Raw genomic sequence first — 16,876 nt, 5'->3', positions numbered from 1 at the left:
GTTACCAATATATGAAAACCATTAATAATGATACTGGCTTTTTTTATCAAGTATCTCATCAAGTTTTTGATGCTTGATCATAGTGTTGTTGTGTTATCTCCTGATTAATAACTTCTGGGGCATCAGTACGCTTATTAATACTCAGTGGTGCAGGTATCTCGGCAACATATATGCCTTTGCTGCGCCATATTCCTGTATTCCAACGCTTTAAGGCTATAATGCCGCGAATACATTCATCTAAACTGGTTGCCAGCCAAATACCCACTAAACCATAGCCGAAATGTAGCCCTAACAGCCAAGCTAAGGGTAAGGCCATAAACCACATAATAATAAAGCCAACCATTGACACATAACGTGCATCGCCAGACGCTCGCAATGATGCGCCAACGATCAGATTAAAACTTCGGCCAAACTCACCTATGATGGCAATAATCAATATCATCTTGCCTAACGCCCAAATTTCAATATTGCTGGTAAATATTGCAAACAACGGGTCAGAAAATGCCAATAAGGTGAAAACAAAAAACATCGCCCCGGCAATACCCAGCTTAAGTCCCAACATCAGTTGTTGATCAGCCTCTTCAAAACGCTTGGCACCGATATAATGGGCGACCTTAATTTGTACGCCTGAACTGATAGCAAAGCCATATAAAATAGCGGTAAAAAGTAAATTAAAGCTATAAATACGCGTGGCTAAAGCAAGCTCACCCATAGTGACGATCATAACTGTCATCAATATTTGGGTTAGATGCCACGACATGGGCTCTAACACCGATGGCAGTGCTATTTTTAAGATGGGCGCACTATCTGTTTTAAATAATTGCCAGCGCTTGGGTAAAGTAATCTTGATATGTAAATGTTTAATAATGATCACAAGGGTAAAGCATAAACTGACAACCCAAGCGATGACTGAGGCATAGGCAACACCTTGTACTCCTAAATCAGGGAAGCCGTGTTTTCCGTCAATCAATAGATAGTTAAATAATATATTGACTATGGTCATGACGAAAGTCGACCACATATTCCAATGTGTTTTACCTTGAGAGGTTAAAACAGCAGCGGCAGCAAAGCGTACGGCTAATATCGCAGTGCCCATACCTATGGTGCTTAAGTATATGCTCGCCATACCTGCCATATCATCGGTTAAACCCATCCATTGCGCGAATACAGGTGCAAAAGCCATCATGACAATGCTTAATAAAATACCGATAAAGAGCAAAATGGCAAACAGCACACCATAAGTTGCGGCTAACTTGTTATGATCTCCAGCGCCAATACGCTGTGATGCAATACTACTACCGCCTTGATGCATAGTACTATAAAGCGCAAAGGCAATGCCTAAAATAGGCATAACAGCACCTATTGACGCAGCTGCAGAATCAGATATACGGCTTAAAAACCAGGCGTCAGTAACATTGATCATGAAAATGAAAAATAGATCAATAAAAATGGGCCAGGTTAAACTTAAAAGACTACGGTCAGCAACTGATTGACTTGATTTAGGCACAATATCTCCGGGAAACTCGCAATAGCACAGTATACCAGTTGCCGCGGTAATTACTGATGAATACGATTGTTACAAATCGTACTTGTGCGGTGAAAGTTAAGTGCACTGCAAAAATGAGATAAACACGAAAAAAGCGCGAGTAAAAATCACCATTTGATGCTTTATTAAGCACTTAACAATAAAAATCAAACAAAATGCCTAATAAGCTAAATTAGCACTTTACAAACCAGTGAACAGTATCTATTATTCGCCCCGTTCTCAAGCAGCAATGCTTTTGAACATTGGAGAGATGGCTGAGTGGTCGAAAGCACTGGTCTTGAAAACCAGCAAGGGTTTATAGCCCTTCTAGGGTTCAAATCCCTATCTCTCCGCCAAATTATAAAAAACCGCTAATCGAAAAATTAGCGGTTTTTTTTCGTCTAGAATTTAGTGAATTACGACAAGGTAGGGTTTATAGCGCCAATTCTTCGAGTAGGGTTCAAATCCTTATCTCACTGCTACACAGTGACGAAAGAGGGGACTTCTAACGGAGTACTCTCTTTTGCTTTAGAAGTTAAGTCAACTAATTGATACTTTTAACCTTTAACCTTTAATCTGCACTTCACCTTCAAATACCTTTATCTCTTTCACAACGGCTAAAAGTAATGATTTAATAATTTTATTCAACGACCAAGCATATTAGGATTAACCCCTAAGTTTCTTGAGGCTTCTGCCTGGTTATAATTTTGCTCAACGACTAAAGCGATAGCATCAACTTTGAAGTCTTTTGAATATTTTTTACGTTTTGTCATTTTCGATCGCTAATTAAGATTATTATCTCTTAACTAGGTAGTCCAATCCATTAGACCACGTCAACTTTTCCCTACAACGCCTTTCAATGAAACAAACAATGCTCTCATCTTTCATTGTCCTCAAATTAAATTTATGCACATATGAACGGCTTAAGAAAATTTCAGGTTACCTAATAAAACTATGCACTTATTATTTGAATCCATTATTGATGTAATACATATTTAATGGCATAAAGCATAACCACCTTTTAAATGGCCTACATTTTTAAAGCCTAAGCGTGATAATGCTTGTGCTGCTATATGAGAGCGACTGCCACTGCGACACACCAAGACTAATTTTTGCGCCTTATCTTGATGTGTTGAAATAAAATCAACTAGACGGGTTAATGGTACATTTAAATTAAATTGCTGATCATGATTGAGTATATACTCATGTGGTTCTCTTATATCGATCAGCTTAATATGATTAGTTTTTTGCATTGCATCCGCTAATGATTGTGTATCATATTCTATAACTGCGTTTTTCTGACACGAATCGATAAAAGCACCACAGAGTATTTCGTTACCCACTTCATCTGCAATATGGTTATCTAACTGTGTTTTTTTCTGTACAAATTGCATCTCGGTCAATGTTTGATTAATTACATCAGCCAGTAAATTATTACGTGATATTTCAACCCCAATAGTAGTTACAAATTCATTGTTATAATCATGACTGGTACATAATAAGCTGCTATTACCAACAATACTGTGTAGTAATTGTAAGCTTTGATACATTTTTTGAGCACTACTGGTCGAAAAATTAGTGCGCCCTAAACTGCCAATCAAAATTATATCTCCACTAAACACATAATCAATAACCAACTGATCTGATTGCTCTTGAGTAGAACATAATAATAAGCTAATACTATCGTCAGTATGACCAGGTGTTGCCACCTTGACTAAATATTTAGTGCCAACATTGATCATTGGATAGCTTTGGCCATTGAGAATGTAATATTCATGTTCTGTAGGCCAACCTAATGAATCGGTGGATTTATTAGGTTGATTTTTTTTAACAAGTTGTCCTCGTGCTGAAACATGATCTGCATGGCCATGGGTATCTATTGCTGCGGTTAATGTTAATTTTTGGCAACTTAATATTGTCATTAAACGTGTCGTAATTTCAGCTAGGGGATCAATAACAATTGCTGACTGTGTTGTTTTATCAACATATAACCAAGTAGAGCTGCCACCGACTTTAAATTGTACTAGACCATCTAATTTTGTTTGTGGGTCAAGTGAATTGGCATCTAGTGTTAAGCAACTTTGCCCTAAAGCATCAGCTGAGTGTTCAATACGTTCACAGGCTTCATCAACTTCTATTTGTGTCATCGCAGGTCCAAACGACATCCGAATCGCTGACTCACTTTGCCATTTAGGTAATCCCATAGCATCAAGCACAAAACTACGGGTCACTTTTGAACTACAAGCAGAACCAGAACTCACTCGAATGTTAGCTGCATCAAATAAATCCATCATTTCTTTAGAACTAAATCCTGGAATTGAAAAATTCAATGTCGTTGGTACACTATTATCAAAGCTATGATTGAATACTACCGTAGGAAATGCGCGTTTTAAGGTCTTTACAAATTGTGTTCTAAATTGATTTAATTGAGTTATATCGCTAAAACTATCATCTTGAGTTGATAGCAACATATCAAAAATAACATTTAATGCAGCAAGACCTGGTAAATTTTCAGTACCTGAGCGTAAACCTCCTTCTTGTCCTCCTCCTGCAATAAAAGGGGTGAAAGGGGCATTTTCTCGAATATAAACAAAACCAATCCCTTTTGGTCCATATAACTTATGGCCACTAAAAGGGGCATAATCAATGCTGGTGTCAGCTAATGCTAATGATGTTTTACCAAGCGCTTGCACACAATCAACCATCCAAAATACAGATCTACTATGTTGTCGGATCACTTCTTCCAATCGCGCTAAATCCTGATATACACCCGTTTCATTATTAACAGCCATTGTACAAATCATTAAAGCACTTGGTACTTCTTTCGCAATAAAATCTAAGTCAAGATCGCCTTTATGGTCTACAGGTATTGCTTTAATTTTTGCATTAACTTCAAGAATTTTGTTCCAGTGTTTTAATGATTCAGGGACGGCTTTATGCTCTGTTTCACCATATAAAATAGTATATACCTCACCTGGTAGCATCTTTGATTTAGCATAATATAGCCCCGATAAAATACCGGTTTGAATACCCTCAGTTGCACCACTGGTAAAAATAACCTGTCCATTACCTGAACCCAAAACTCGCTTCGCTTTGGTACGCGCTTGATCCATTACTTGCTTTGCTCGTAACCCTGAAATATGGCTACTACTTGGATTACCAAACAGTATTTCCATTGTTGTTAATGCAGCTGCCGCAGCTTTGGGTAAAACAGGCGTTGTTGCGTTAGCATCAAGATAAATTTGGCTCAAAGGTTTTTGTTGGGTCATGTATAGTCTCTTTTATAACTAAATGCTATATGTAATTTCATTTAGCTATATTAACAATTTAATTTTGTGATACAACCTTTAAGCTTAAATTATTTAAACCAACAATAATAGTCACTATTAGTTAGCGTAACTTTCGGTTAAGAATCTAAAATATATTTGGACTAAGTAACTGCAAATAATGGGTTAGACGGGCTAATATCTTTTAAATACCAACTGACGTTATAGGTATTTTTTGGGTAATAGTTTAACCTAACTATTTTCCCAGTTACTCTTAGGGGTAATACCTAATAATTCAGCCATAATAGGAAAAAATATGACCAGTCAAAAAGAATTCAAAGTGGCGGCCGAGAAGGCGCTTGAACATGCCGTAGCATGGCGTGAAGATGGACCAAAACTACCTGCTTTTCCATCAGCAACAACCGCGGAACTTAGAGCGAAGTTTGACAGTGAACTATCGGTTAATGGCTTGAACGGCGAGGCTGTTATTGAAAATTTAGTTAGAGCCGCCGAGCACGGTTTAGTCAGCAATACACATTCAAATTTTTATGCCTGGGTCCAGGGCGCTTCTCATCCCATCGGCGTTGCTGCCGATATTCTTACCTCAGCCTGGGGACAGAATGCCGCAATTCATCAAACCGCTCCAGCTGCAGCTATTGCAGAAGAAGTATCTGCAAAGTGGGTACTAGAACTACTGGATTTGGCACCAGATTGTTCGTTTGCCTTCGCAACAGGGGCCACAATGGCAAGTTTTATTTGTCTCAGTGTTGCTCGCAGCGAAGTGTTACATCGTCAGGGATATGATCTCGAATTTGAAGGTCTAACTGGGGCACCCAACATTCAAGTGTTTTTGGGCGAAGAGGCGCATGCCACCATTATTTCAGATTTGAGGTATCTGGGTTTTGGGCGCAAGAATCTTGTTTTTATAGACGTTGATAATCAAGGTCGTATGCTGCCGGCTGATCTTGAACACAAACTCGGACAGATTGATGGGCCTAAAATTGTGATAGTCCAGGCTGGACATATCAATTCCGGTGCCTTCGACCCCTTCACTGAAATTATACCCCTGTGTAAAGCCTATAACGCCTGGGTACATGTTGACGGGGCGTTTGGTCTATGGGCTAGGGCAGCACCGTCACTTGCACATCTTTGTGATGGGTTGGAACACGCAGATTCATGGACTGTGGATGGGCATAAGTGGTTACAAGTGCCCTATGATTCTGGTTATGCTATTGTCAAACATCCTCGGGCCCATCGCCGAGCCATGGATATTTCTGCCAGCTATCTGGTCAGTGATCCCGATGATGGACGTAACCCTACACAATTTGGTCCTGAGCTTTCGCGGCGCGCAAGGGGATTCTCTCTGTGGGCTGTTTTGCAAGCTTTAGGTCGAGAGGGGGTAGCGGAAATGATCAGTCGTCATCATAATTGCGCTAAATTGCTACAACAACTATTGGCAGATACACCAGGGATCAGAATTTTAAACCAGGTAGTATTGAATCAGCTGGCCATTGCATTTGGCGACGAAAGTGATTCACTTGAAAAACGTAATCAAATGACTGCCTCGGTTATCCAGAAAATTCGTGAAGAAAATAAAAATTTTGTCTTAGGCGCAAAGTGGAAAAATCAATCAATCTTGCGGATTTCCATCATTTCTCAGCTTACCAATAAAGGTGATATTGAGGTGCTAGCAGATTCTTTGTTAAATGCATGGAATGCCGTTAGGTCTAAATAAATTAAAAATCCGAGTCTATTTTTTTCTGATATTCCAAGGTGCGCACGAAGGTCTATGCTGTGGTATAATTTTGTGTGCATTAACGCTATTAATTTTGTCACTATTCAGTCTCACCTTCAATAAATATATCAGGCAGCTGATATTTGAATAGCAATTCAAGGGCGAAGCTAGCAGATACAAATTGTTTTCTGCAAGTCGATAGATAGCTTCCAAGCAAGCAGAACATCTCTGCACCTTGCTCACTCCTAAAACATCCTGATATTTTTTGATGAACCTTGGTCATCCTAATATCATTCTCGTCCTGATTGTTAGTGAATGGTTCTCCCGTACTCATCATGAAGCGTAATACAGCATCTTGATAGTCGCTCCAACAATGCTCTGGATTTTGTTCGCTTAATCGGCCACGCTGGCCTTTAACGCGGCTACTTTTATCTGGTGGTGGGTATTTAGCGTCACCTTAAGCCAATAATTTTGATATTGCTCACTATATTTGTGTTTAGCCTCTTTATCTACATCAGGATTATCTATTTGCGGTTTATTTATTGCTTTAAGTAAGTTTTGCATATCCTTCGCCCATTGCATGCCGTCTTACTCCCACGCCCTTTCTAATTCTCGGATATGATGAGCATTACATAATGCATGTTGGTATTGGGTATATTGATAATACGGCTTCCAATGGTCATGACATAGCACGCCTGTAAAGTACGGTAAAATACTCGATTGATCCATCGCTATTTTTCCTCTTTATTCATGAGGATAAAAATAAGTCCACCACGTTGTGGATGCACCATGAAGCCACCGCTGTTTACCACAAATATAATCCCGGTTTCATCATGTAAAGTTTAGTGGGGGCTTTGTAATGCCGCTTTATGATGCCTTCTGCGCCTGATGACTTTACCAATGCCGCAGCTTGTTCATTAAAGTTAAATAAACTGCCAGCACTGATCGGAATACCTCGTTGATCACTAAAGTATTCTTCAATACGGTTATAAGGGAGTAATTGATATTGAGATAGATAAAAGATGAAATAGGGCCTGAATGCCCGCGTTTTCTAATGTTAGTTTCACCTAAAATTCCAACGTAATTTTCATCTACCCAACAGTAAACCCAGATGATAAACTCTTCTAATAGCATGTTCTAAATCGCTTTATAATTTTTTTTGGCGATTACTATATAAAGTTAGAACATGCCTTTTTCAACCTTGATAACGAAACTTTTAAGTCGCGCACGGCGTTAAGCTAATAACTTCTAGTGATAATATTAGCTTAAAAGGCTCGAGGCATAGTTTTAGTAATGCACCTGATAAAGTAGAAATTTTATTTATTAATCGCACTAACAATAAATAAATCATCTGTTATCGATGTAGCTTACATTAGCAACTAAACCTATAAGGCGTTTAAGAACGGACTGCTAAAAGTTGGCTGTCGTTCAATGGTATCTTCACCTTTGTCCTAAATAGGCTAAGGTGAAGATACCAATCAAAACGGAGCCTATACTATGCAAAAATCTACCACTATCAGTATCGATTTAGCTAAAACTGTTTTCCAAGTTGCCTTATTTAATAAATATGGCGTAATGAAATCTAATAACAAAATGAGCCAATCTAAAATAGTTCAATTCATTGCTCAACACCCTGAAGCAATCATTTGTATGGAAGCTTGCGGAACCGCACATTATTGGAGGCGTCGTTTCCAACAAAGCGGCCATAAAGTCTGACTTTTCCCCGCACATATTGCAGCTAAGTACCGAACAGGTAATAAAACGATGCTTTAGCTATTTATGAGTCTATCAAACGACCTAAGACTTATTTTGTTCAAGTAAAAAATCTTGACCAGCCAGTCTTAACGAGTTTTCTTGAAGATGCAGAGAATGAATTAACGACGTCTAGCCGATTTATTTTAAGGGATTTACTAAACCAACTTTTGTTGTTAAATATTCAGGTTGAAGAAGCAACAAATAGGTTAGTTGCTAGGGCTAAGGAAGTGCCTGTCTGTAGTAAATTAACTGCATTACCAGGCGTGGCTTGGATAATAGCGAGTACACTTTATGCAAGATTGGGTGATGGCTCAGCCTATAAGTGTGGGCGAGATGCTAGCGCAAGTGTTGGTGTGGTTCCTGCGCATTCAAGAACAGGGGGAAATAATAAGTTATTAGGGATAACGAAAAGAAGTGATAGGTGTTTACGATCATTACTTGATCAGGTCAGACTCCTGTGGCTACTAATAACCTCACACCACGGAGCGCTTGTATCGCTTTAACAACAGGATAAAACCGCCAGTTTTTCACTTGATGTGTTAATTCATTATCCAGCCTTTTTAAGCGTTTTAGTCGCTCAGTAATGGTCGAAACCGCTTCTTGTAAAACAATTTGCTGACAAGGATGCGGTAGCACTAATTCAGCGAGCCAACGCAAATACTGTAATGACCAGTTATCTTTTATTTTGCTGTTAATGTTGTTACGTAACAGCAAAGCTTTTAGTTGGTATTTGGCGTCTTTTAAATCTTTCATGCCGGTTTCACGGGCGCGTGATAAATTACGTACGGCGTCATCTTCGGGCTCAGGGACATAGAGAGGCGTTAAATCTTCAGACTTGAGCAGCTTTGCAAGTTTGAGCGCATCACGCTTATCTGTTTTGATTTTCTCTCCTGGTTTTTTAGGGATAAGCGAAGGTGCGATGACATAGCAGCAATGATTAAGGCTGGTGAGCAAGCGGTAAATCCAATAGCCACAAGAGCCAGCTTCGTACACAAAATTAAGTGTGGCATCTGGGTATTTTGATTGTCGCGCTAGTTTTTTAAAGGCGGCTTTATTACTGAGTATTTTACCTAGATGCGTTGATTTAGCGCCACGTTGGCCTTCAATATAAGCGACTTCAGTAAATGTTTTATGAGTATCTAAGCCAATGAAAAATATGTTATGTTTTATCATGCTAGCCTCTGTTTTATATTGTTGACACATATATTATGGCTCTGGTTTGTAAAACTAACCCACGTTCAGAGGCTAGCACTTCGTGGGGAGTCATTGTGTCTATATGGCAAAAGGAGCTAGCCGAAATGTTTGGTTCATTCCAAGATTAAAACACTATAGAAAAGATTGTTACGTCAATCCCACGTCAGCTTTTAAGTAAATTCGATATGAAAAATTCTTTCTCACCAGAGGAAGTGAAACGTGTTTTTGTGGACGCTTTAGGTAACGATATAAATATTAAATATGCTTTCGCTATGTTTTGTTCCCAAGTAGACTTTAATGAATTATCTGAAACACATCAATTCGGCTCTACTTTTTCAGAGTTACGATTAGAAGTATCAAAAAAGTGTTTTGAGGGTTGGCCACGATTTAACTTTGAGTCACTTTTAAGTTATTCTAAACAATCGACAATGTCTGGTTTAGTTAATGAAGTTACAGATATTGGTCTTGATTTTGGCTGTGGTGATTAGCCATATATAAGCCATTCAAGCAGGACTTTTAATGGGGCGTTAGTAGTATTAAGTATTTCTCTAATCATATAAGGATATAAATTATGAATAGTTTCACAAAATGGGTGATTTTAGCCGCTTTAATTTTAGCTGCCCTTACTTGTTATTCTTATGGTAGTTCGACTGGCTTATTTGTTTTTATTCTTATTGGTGCACTATTTGAATTGGCATTTTGGTTTGGTATTTTTTCAAAAAAAGACAAGCATTCCAGCTCGTAAAAATACTACTAACAAGGCGTTCAAACGGACAAAAAACAGTTGGCTGTTTTCACTTCGTTCAATATTTTAGCCAACAATTTTTTGCCCGTTAATTGGGAGCCAGCTGTATAGGTACACTCACACTATTTCGTGCATGCAATCATTTTAAAATTAATAGAGGAAGAAAATGAAATACAAGGCATATTGGTTTTTAATTTTTATATCGGCTTTATTGTTATCATTAATATTGGGACTAGCTCCTTACATTATCTATCATCTAGGGCTTATAACTCCAACAGAGCAAGATGTTATTAAAGTTGTTGCACCTGTTGGCGGAATGTTTGGTCCAGCTAGTGCTTTTTTTTCTGGTTTCGCATTAATTGCTGTAATAATTAGTATTCAACAGCAACGCGAAGCATTAAGGATACAAGCAGAGGAATTGGAATTAACAAGGAAAGAAATAAGTGCGTCAACAGCTGCCCAGCAAGAGATGGCTACACATCAAAAAAACGCGATTAGCCTTGAAGTCATTATGCCTTTCATGAATGAAATTTCTTCTTCAGAAATGAGAAATGCAATTATCACTTTATCAAAGTTTGGTAGAAAGGAAAATTTTGACAAAATGTACTTTGATCTAGTCCAGAAGAATAAATCTGATTTACTTCAAAATAGTGAATTAGAAGAATTTGAGTTAATTGATAATTCTAGAAGGAAGTTTGTAGGGCTATTTCACAAAATGCAGAGGTTATCAGCTACAGGCGTTGTTGATAATGAAATCGTTAGAGTTGTTTTAGGCCCCGATAGTTGTTGGATTTTATTAAATATAGTAGAGCCACTCGATGCTAAAATTCGGCCAAACTATTCTACTTTATCATTTGATTTTGCTAGGAGTCTCTACAGTCCTGAAATTATAGAATCCGAAGGGAAGCATGACTAAAACACAGCTAACAACACGTTCAAGCAGGACAAATTACAGTTGGCTCTTAATGGGGCGTTGGTCATAAGGAGATTATATGAGCATCCGAGAAGAATTAAAGGAAGAGTATTTATTTCTACAACAAACATATGAAGACTTTGATAATCGGGCACTATTAATCAAAAGTTGGTGCATCACTATTTCATTAGGTGCTTTAGCACTAGGTTTTGATTCCTCGAAAGGGGGATTTTCAACATCTTTATTTCTATTTGTCGCTGGTTCTGCATTATTATTTTGGCTAATTGAGGCAAAATGGAAGACATTCCAATATGCTAATGCCTATCGAATTCGTATTATCGAGGCTTATTTTCGAGGAGATGAAAACTATCAAAATATTGTGCCATTTCAAATTTATAATTCTTGGTTCAAAGCTTATTCTGAGGATCCACCAATACATAAATATGAAGCTACAAAAATTAGTAAAACTCCTTTGGCTCAAACGTTTAGTAATGCAATGATCCCCTTAGTTTTTACACCATATTTATTTTTTTGGGTGGAGTTATAGGCGCAATTATTACCTATAAGTAAATAAACAGGGACAAAATACAGTTGGCTTTTGCTCCTTCGTTCACTTATTTTAGCCAACAATATTTGTCTTTTATTTGGGTGTTGGCGTTTTATCTAGTTTAGTGTTTTCTAATAGTTTGGAGGAATTATGTGGATTTCAATTGTTCTCGTTTCAATCTTGGCCTTACTAATGTTTCGCTCAGGTGTTGCTGAATATAAATATTATCAATCGGTCAAAACACTTGAACCTAAAATTTGGGAGCAGCTTGGGTCACCTAAATTTTTAAAAATTCCAATAGTATTTGTATCATCAAAAGGTTCAAAATTATTACGTGGCATTTCCAATAAAATAGTATGTGAGTTTGCAAATAAACATAGGCAAGCTGGCATTCAATTTTTGGCGTATGTTGTGTTAGTTTTAGTTGCAAGTATAGTGTATTTTAAAATCGCCTAACAGCTGTTTAACAGGGACAAAAAACAGTTGGCTTTTGCTCCTTCGTCGCTATTCTAGCCAACTATATTTTACCTATTAACAGGGCGTTGGTCCTTCTGGTTTTGGAGATAATCATGGATATTGATGAAGATAAAATCGATGAAGCAGCCTTAGCTTTAATGTATCTCACATTGCATGATCACTTTCGAGCATGGAAACAAATTGATTGGGAAGTAACTAATCGGTTATATGAAAAAGGCTTAATATGTGATCCCGTTGGCAAAGCTAAATCTGTTGTATTAACTGACGAAGGGCTCAAAAAATCTGAAGAGTTGTTTCATAAGCTTTTTGCTAAAAATTAAGCGGTAGTAGGGCATATAACAATAAAATTAACAGGGCTAAAACAGCAGCTGGTTCGCTTCGCTTCATGTTGGCCCATTATTTAGGCGTGATGATGAGTCGATATTATTGGTGTTAAATTATAAGTACTCCTCAATATTCGGGGCTGTTGGTGTTGCAATTGGACTATGTTCTTTTTTATTTAATTACTACATGGTTCCAGTGTCATTACCTGGATATAAAGTAGTGGTTGCTCCAGCAATGCTCATTCTCCTTTTTTTCAGTGAAGAAACTGATTTTGCACTTAAAATGATACTTTTTCTTTCAGGTCAATTTTTAGGATATTTTTTAATTGGTTGTATTGTTCAAATAATTAAAAAGCATGGTTGGGAACATACTCAGTCATAACAAGAACAATTAAACGGGGGATGATATTTCCCCCGATAAAACGGAACAATACCTAATAATGAAAATATTTTTACTTACCCATGAGCGTGAATTACATAGGGCAACTAATACCGGCTCTCTGGCACTAGAAAGTGCTAATGAAATTGTTGAACGTATACTTTGGGAAAGAGTAAACCCTAATAAAAATCTTACTCGACTGATAGAAAATAATGAGGCGGTATTATTATATTCGAAGGCAGAGTCATCATCTGCAGTATCAAGGCTAACAATTGAAGAGTATGAAAACATTATTATTATTGATGGCACATGGCAGGAAGCAAATAAAATTTTCAACCAGAGCTCGTACTTAAAAAATGCGCCACAATCTACTTTGAAAACGGCAAATTCTTCGTTATATAACCTTAGGGCCAATCAACCTAAAGGTGGCTTATGTACCATCGAATGCATAATCGAAGTATTAAGGCTTAAAGGACAACATAAAATGGCAGCAGAATTATCATTAAAATTTGAGCAGTTTAATGGCTAAAAAATAACAAAAAAATAACAAAAAAATTAAACTAAAGATTAGGGTTGATTGCGTTTACGCTATCTTTTATCCAATGAACAAGCTAAAAAATACTTTTAAATATCTAGCTAAAGTCCTATAAGTCATCATGGTTATTCTAACTATAGCCAGGTCGGCTTAACCCTTGTTGTTCATTTTTCAAATAGCGTGCGTGTTCGAGTTACATTGGTACGCTAAACTTCTGGCAGCGAAACAAGATCAATTTCAACGTTATAGTGACAAATCAAATGAAAATTCGGTTGAATCTGATGCTTTGCATGGTAACGGTAATAAGAAGTGTTTAAGATACCCCCATCATCATTCAAATTGCTTGTTTTATTCGCTTTAAAAAGCTAGTTATCCTGTTGCATTCAATCCTAATAGCCGGCTATTAGTTAATCATGCGCTATTAGTTAACATTTTTAACCCGACTAAAACCTACGCACTTTGCATGCTCATAACATTTGGCATTTGCCACTCATCATTGATTATTTAACGCGGAATTTACATGAATTTAGAACAAGCTTTATTAGTAATAGGTAATGCACATGACAACGAACTGCCTGTTGCCGCGCTCGACGTAGCTAAAACGAATTGGCCAGCATTTTATGCTGAATTAGAGCAGATAATAGATCAATTTGTCGCAGATGATAGTTCGCTAACCGATGAGCAGAATGCCATTTTATTTTTTGGCACCTTATTATTAGCCGAATTAAAGTATTCTCCGGCGCTGTCAAAGTGCTTACAGCTTTTTTCGTGCAGTGACTCGTTTTTAACGCCTATTGAAGGGGTGTTTGGTGATGCGATTACTGAATTAACATCAACCTTATTTTATAATGTCGCCAATGGTAATACACAAGCTTTGTCTGACTATATTGTTGCTGGTCATCAAGCCATGTATGGCAAAGCATCTGCTATGGAAGCGGTATTTGCTCAATACGAAGTGGGCACTATTGATCAGGCTGAATTGAGTGAACATATCACGCTATGGTTAGCCGCATTTTTGGCTTTACCCAGTTCAATCAGTAGTTTTTTAATTAGCGCATTAGCTGATTCTTGTATCGAATATCAACTTGATGATCTTAAAAGTCAGTTTATTGGCTTATGTGATAAAGACGTATTTGATGAATACCGCTTTAAACAAGATGAAGTAAAAGCATGGCAGAGCCTTGATGGGCGTAAGTTGATTGAGTCTGGCATTATTCAAACAGAGTTTAATCTTGTTGACACCTTAAACTCTTGGGCTGAAGGTGATAGCTCAGATGATGAAGTATTAGACAATCCTTCAAGTGATAGCCTTTCAAACGACGACCTTGATGTATTTGATTCGTTAATGGGCGAGGGCGGTTTGTTGTCTAATATCTTGTACGACGAAAATACCATTTTAGAGAACAGTGTGCCCGTGAGTTCATTAGCAACAGCTGGCCGCAATGATCCTTGCCCGTGTGGCAGCAACAAGAAATATAAGAAGTGTTGTCTGCAGTAAAACAGTCAGCTGGAATAGCCAAAATAAGATTGCTGAATAACATCAGCAATCACAGTATAATTGCACATTATCATCAGGTATTTAATCAAAGGTATTTAAAAAGTAGTATGGCAGAACAATTAAATTATCCCGAACTAACCGTTACCCAGCTTGATCTAACTGAAGCACATACCTCAGATGCCATAAAACCCGATGCCATAAAAAAGTGTACACAGGTTGCTGAGATAAACAGTGATGATATTGATAAAGTTGTGCCTAAAATTGTGCTTGCTACCCTCAACGCTAAATACTTTCACACCAGTTTTGGTTTACGTTATCTTTACGCTAATTTAAAAGAATTACAGGATTATTGTGAAATAAAAGAGTTTATTATTCAAACGCGTGCCATTGATATTGTTGAACAAATTCTTGCATCAAAACCTGATATTATCGGTTTTGGGGTTTATATATGGAATATCGTTGAAACCACCGATGTGGTTAGCTTATTAAAAGTTATCGCGCCTGACATTCAGATTATTTTAGGTGGGCCAGAAGTAAGTTATGAAACTGAGCAGCAAGCCATTGTTGCCAATGCCGATTATGTCTTGACGGGTCCGGCGGATTTAAGTTTTTATCAACTGTGTAAAGACATTATAAATAACACGCCACCCGATAAAAAAATAGTTCATTCAAAACCCGTTGAATTAAATGAGTTAGCATCACCTTACCAGTATTATACCGATGAAGATTTAACCCACCGTTTGCTTTATGTTGAAGCCTCGCGTGGTTGCCCGTTTAAGTGTGAGTTTTGTTTATCGTCGTTAGATAAAACCTCTGTGCCATTTGAGATAGTCATATTTCTGGAGCAAATGGAAATTTTATATAACCGTGGCGCGCGTAATTTTAAATTTATTGATAGAACCTTTAATTTAAATATTAATACCACGATGAAAATTATGCAGTTTTTCTTAGACCGAATGACTAACGATCTTTATCTGCATTTTGAAGTAGTACCTGATCATCTGCCTAGAAAGTTAAAAGAGGTGTTAGCGCAATTTCCAGAGGGCAGTTTGCAATTTGAAATTGGTATACAAACTTTTAATACACAAGTGCAAAAAAATATTAGCCGTAAGCAAAACAACGCTAAGTCGAAAGACAATTTAATCTGGTTAAAAGATCATACCCATGCACATATTCATGCTGATCTTATTTTTGGTTTACCCGGCGAAACCTTTGACACTTTTAAAGACAGCTTCAACCAACTTTATCATTGTCGTCCGCATGAAATTCAAATGGGTATATTGAAACGTTTGAAAGGTAGCCCGATTATTCGACATACCGAAGCATTTGATTTGCGTTTTAATCCCTTGCCACCTTTTAATATCTTAAGTACCGACCGGGTGAGTTTTACCACCATGCAACGTATTAATCGCTTTGCTCGCTATTGGGACATGATAGGTAATTCAGGGCGTTTTAAATACGCTTTACCCCATATGTTGTCGGATGAACCGTTTGATGATTTTATGGCGATTACCGAGTGGATTTTTAATAAAACTGGGCAAATTCATAAAATTAACCTGAAAAAGTTATTTGAGCTAATTTCACAAGCGGTTGAAGCTTTGTATCCTGAAAAACATGAAGTGGTTATCGAAAAGATAGAGCAAGATTACGAAGCAGCTAAATTGAAAAGCTTGTTTAGCAGCTTGAGCCTTTATGCGGTTCCACAAGCAGCAACCATAGTGAAAAATAAATCACTGCAGCGACAACAAAGGCATATGAGTTAATGGCTAAAAGTTAGAGGTTTAATCTATACTTTCAATCCTGGGCTTAATTTGAGAGCACAAATGAAAAACCTGCCTCTTTACTTGCCGACAATGTCAATAATGTGTAGCAGCACATAATTTATTAAAAACACGCTGATTTTTATACTGTACAAGTCATTAATAAAATCGAGCCACTTGAATTAAAACCGGCAAAAGCCCATATCAGGACTTTATTTGCTATT

The 16,876-nt window shown here is 37.5% G+C and carries 17 protein-coding genes, 1 tRNA gene and 3 pseudogenes; 14 read left to right on the top strand and 7 right to left on the bottom strand.

Going from position 1 to position 16,876, the window contains the following annotated elements; all coding sequences use genetic code 11:
* Positions 1-58: 58 nt before the first annotated feature.
* Positions 59-1,507 (bottom strand): MATE family efflux transporter, encoded by a 1,449-nt coding sequence (locus H4J54_RS03580; RefSeq protein ID WP_182189579.1) that lies wholly within the window; start codon positions 1,505-1,507, stop codon positions 59-61.
* A 283-nt stretch (positions 1,508-1,790) separates the two neighbouring features.
* Here H4J54_RS03580 and H4J54_RS03575 point away from each other — a divergent pair.
* Positions 1,791-1,881 (top strand) — tRNA-Ser (locus H4J54_RS03575).
* A 291-nt stretch (positions 1,882-2,172) separates the two neighbouring features.
* Here H4J54_RS03575 and H4J54_RS03570 read toward each other — a convergent pair.
* Both H4J54_RS03570 and H4J54_RS03565 read right to left on the bottom strand, forming a co-directional pair.
* A pseudogene (locus tag H4J54_RS03570) lies at positions 2,173-2,298 on the bottom strand (transposase); the annotation flags it as partial.
* A gap of 222 nt (positions 2,299-2,520) precedes the next feature.
* Complete coding sequence (locus H4J54_RS03565; RefSeq protein WP_182189578.1) at positions 2,521-4,794, bottom strand: aminotransferase class V-fold PLP-dependent enzyme; 2,274 nt, start codon at positions 4,792-4,794, stop codon at positions 2,521-2,523.
* Positions 4,795-5,107: 313 nt separating this feature from the next.
* On the opposite strand from H4J54_RS03565, the gene H4J54_RS03560 reads away from it, so the two are divergent.
* The gene (locus H4J54_RS03560; protein ID WP_182189577.1) at positions 5,108-6,526 is read left to right on the top strand and encodes an aminotransferase class V-fold PLP-dependent enzyme; all 1,419 of its coding nucleotides are present in this window, start codon (positions 5,108-5,110) and stop codon (positions 6,524-6,526) included.
* A gap of 100 nt (positions 6,527-6,626) precedes the next feature.
* Here the strand turns inward: H4J54_RS03560 and H4J54_RS19350 are convergent.
* The 3 genes and pseudogenes from H4J54_RS19350 to H4J54_RS03545 form a co-directional block, all read right to left on the bottom strand.
* A pseudogene (locus H4J54_RS19350) lies at positions 6,627-6,872 on the bottom strand (transposase); the annotation flags it as partial.
* A gap of 47 nt (positions 6,873-6,919) precedes the next feature.
* Positions 6,920-7,090, bottom strand: coding sequence for a hypothetical protein (locus H4J54_RS03550; RefSeq protein WP_182189575.1), 171 nt, complete (start codon positions 7,088-7,090; stop codon positions 6,920-6,922).
* A gap of 24 nt (positions 7,091-7,114) precedes the next feature.
* The gene (locus H4J54_RS03545) at positions 7,115-7,255 is read right to left on the bottom strand and encodes a transposase (RefSeq protein ID WP_182189574.1); all 141 of its coding nucleotides are present in this window, start codon (positions 7,253-7,255) and stop codon (positions 7,115-7,117) included.
* A gap of 768 nt (positions 7,256-8,023) precedes the next feature.
* Between H4J54_RS03545 and H4J54_RS03540 the strand changes: the two genes are divergently transcribed.
* The gene (locus H4J54_RS03540) at positions 8,024-8,242 is read left to right on the top strand and encodes a transposase (RefSeq protein ID WP_182189573.1); all 219 of its coding nucleotides are present in this window, start codon (positions 8,024-8,026) and stop codon (positions 8,240-8,242) included.
* Positions 8,243-8,508: 266 nt separating this feature from the next.
* On the top strand, positions 8,509-8,784 hold the full coding sequence (locus H4J54_RS19740; RefSeq protein ID WP_182207966.1) for a transposase: 276 nt from the start codon (positions 8,509-8,511) through the stop codon (positions 8,782-8,784).
* On the opposite strand, the pseudogene H4J54_RS03530 reads toward H4J54_RS19740, so the two are convergent.
* Positions 8,732-9,454, bottom strand: a pseudogene (locus H4J54_RS03530) (transposase); the annotation flags it as partial. The gene H4J54_RS19740 and the pseudogene H4J54_RS03530 overlap by 53 nt on opposite strands.
* A gap of 155 nt (positions 9,455-9,609) precedes the next feature.
* Here H4J54_RS03530 and H4J54_RS03525 point away from each other — a divergent pair.
* The 10 genes from H4J54_RS03525 to H4J54_RS03480 all read left to right on the top strand — a co-directional run bounded on the left by H4J54_RS03525 (position 9,610) and on the right by H4J54_RS03480 (position 16,655).
* A complete protein-coding gene (locus tag H4J54_RS03525; protein WP_310650766.1) occupies positions 9,610-9,963 on the top strand; it encodes a DUF6559 family protein in 354 nt (117 codons plus the stop codon).
* An 83-nt stretch (positions 9,964-10,046) separates the two neighbouring features.
* On the top strand, positions 10,047-10,220 hold the full coding sequence (locus H4J54_RS03520; RefSeq protein WP_182189570.1) for a hypothetical protein: 174 nt from the start codon (positions 10,047-10,049) through the stop codon (positions 10,218-10,220).
* Between the two features lie 166 nt (positions 10,221-10,386).
* On the top strand, positions 10,387-11,136 hold the full coding sequence (locus tag H4J54_RS03515; protein WP_182189569.1) for a hypothetical protein: 750 nt from the start codon (positions 10,387-10,389) through the stop codon (positions 11,134-11,136).
* Between the two features lie 76 nt (positions 11,137-11,212).
* A complete protein-coding gene (locus tag H4J54_RS03510; RefSeq protein WP_182189568.1) occupies positions 11,213-11,680 on the top strand; it encodes a hypothetical protein in 468 nt (155 codons plus the stop codon).
* A gap of 150 nt (positions 11,681-11,830) precedes the next feature.
* Positions 11,831-12,136: a hypothetical protein gene (locus tag H4J54_RS03505; protein WP_182189567.1), complete on the top strand. Its 306-nt coding sequence runs from the start codon at positions 11,831-11,833 to the stop codon at positions 12,134-12,136.
* Positions 12,137-12,249: 113 nt separating this feature from the next.
* A complete protein-coding gene (locus H4J54_RS03500) occupies positions 12,250-12,477 on the top strand; it encodes a DUF6429 family protein (protein ID WP_182189566.1) in 228 nt (75 codons plus the stop codon).
* Positions 12,478-12,586: 109 nt separating this feature from the next.
* The gene (locus H4J54_RS03495) at positions 12,587-12,862 is read left to right on the top strand and encodes a hypothetical protein (protein ID WP_182189565.1); all 276 of its coding nucleotides are present in this window, start codon (positions 12,587-12,589) and stop codon (positions 12,860-12,862) included.
* A gap of 58 nt (positions 12,863-12,920) precedes the next feature.
* A complete protein-coding gene (locus tag H4J54_RS03490; RefSeq protein ID WP_182189564.1) occupies positions 12,921-13,388 on the top strand; it encodes a tRNA-uridine aminocarboxypropyltransferase in 468 nt (155 codons plus the stop codon).
* A 526-nt stretch (positions 13,389-13,914) separates the two neighbouring features.
* Positions 13,915-14,892 (top strand): DUF1186 domain-containing protein, encoded by a 978-nt coding sequence (locus H4J54_RS03485; RefSeq protein WP_182189563.1) that lies wholly within the window; start codon positions 13,915-13,917, stop codon positions 14,890-14,892.
* A gap of 107 nt (positions 14,893-14,999) precedes the next feature.
* Entirely contained in the window at positions 15,000-16,655 is a 1,656-nt protein-coding gene (locus H4J54_RS03480) for a B12-binding domain-containing radical SAM protein (protein ID WP_182189562.1), read from the top strand.
* The last annotated feature ends 221 nt before the right edge of the window (positions 16,656-16,876 follow it).

Origin of the sequence: Colwellia sp. MB3u-8, assembly GCF_014076985.1 — a bacterium.
Taxonomy (GTDB): domain Bacteria; phylum Pseudomonadota; class Gammaproteobacteria; order Enterobacterales; family Alteromonadaceae; genus Cognaticolwellia.
Note: the sequence above shows the minus strand (reverse complement) of the source record. Positions and strands in the feature narration are given on the sequence as shown.

Excerpts from the sequence above, each read along its gene's own strand:
- H4J54_RS03565 (WP_182189578.1), bottom strand. The coding sequence starts at position 4,794 with ATGACCCAACAAAAACCTTTGAGCCAAATTTATCTTGATGCTAACGCA.
- H4J54_RS03560 (WP_182189577.1), top strand. The coding sequence starts at position 5,108 with ATGACCAGTCAAAAAGAATTCAAAGTGGCGGCCGAGAAGGCGCTTGAA.
- H4J54_RS03550 (WP_182189575.1), bottom strand. The coding sequence starts at position 7,090 with ATGCAAAACTTACTTAAAGCAATAAATAAACCGCAAATAGATAATCCT.
- H4J54_RS03545 (WP_182189574.1), bottom strand. The coding sequence starts at position 7,255 with ATGGATCAATCGAGTATTTTACCGTACTTTACAGGCGTGCTATGTCAT.
- H4J54_RS03540 (WP_182189573.1), top strand. The coding sequence starts at position 8,024 with ATGCAAAAATCTACCACTATCAGTATCGATTTAGCTAAAACTGTTTTC.
- H4J54_RS03520 (WP_182189570.1), top strand. The coding sequence starts at position 10,047 with ATGAATAGTTTCACAAAATGGGTGATTTTAGCCGCTTTAATTTTAGCT.
- H4J54_RS03515 (WP_182189569.1), top strand. The coding sequence starts at position 10,387 with ATGAAATACAAGGCATATTGGTTTTTAATTTTTATATCGGCTTTATTG.
- H4J54_RS03510 (WP_182189568.1), top strand. The coding sequence starts at position 11,213 with ATGAGCATCCGAGAAGAATTAAAGGAAGAGTATTTATTTCTACAACAA.
- H4J54_RS03505 (WP_182189567.1), top strand. The coding sequence starts at position 11,831 with ATGTGGATTTCAATTGTTCTCGTTTCAATCTTGGCCTTACTAATGTTT.
- H4J54_RS03500 (WP_182189566.1), top strand. The coding sequence starts at position 12,250 with ATGGATATTGATGAAGATAAAATCGATGAAGCAGCCTTAGCTTTAATG.
- H4J54_RS03490 (WP_182189564.1), top strand. The coding sequence starts at position 12,921 with ATGAAAATATTTTTACTTACCCATGAGCGTGAATTACATAGGGCAACT.
- H4J54_RS03485 (WP_182189563.1), top strand. The coding sequence starts at position 13,915 with ATGAATTTAGAACAAGCTTTATTAGTAATAGGTAATGCACATGACAAC.
- H4J54_RS03480 (WP_182189562.1), top strand. The coding sequence starts at position 15,000 with ATGGCAGAACAATTAAATTATCCCGAACTAACCGTTACCCAGCTTGAT.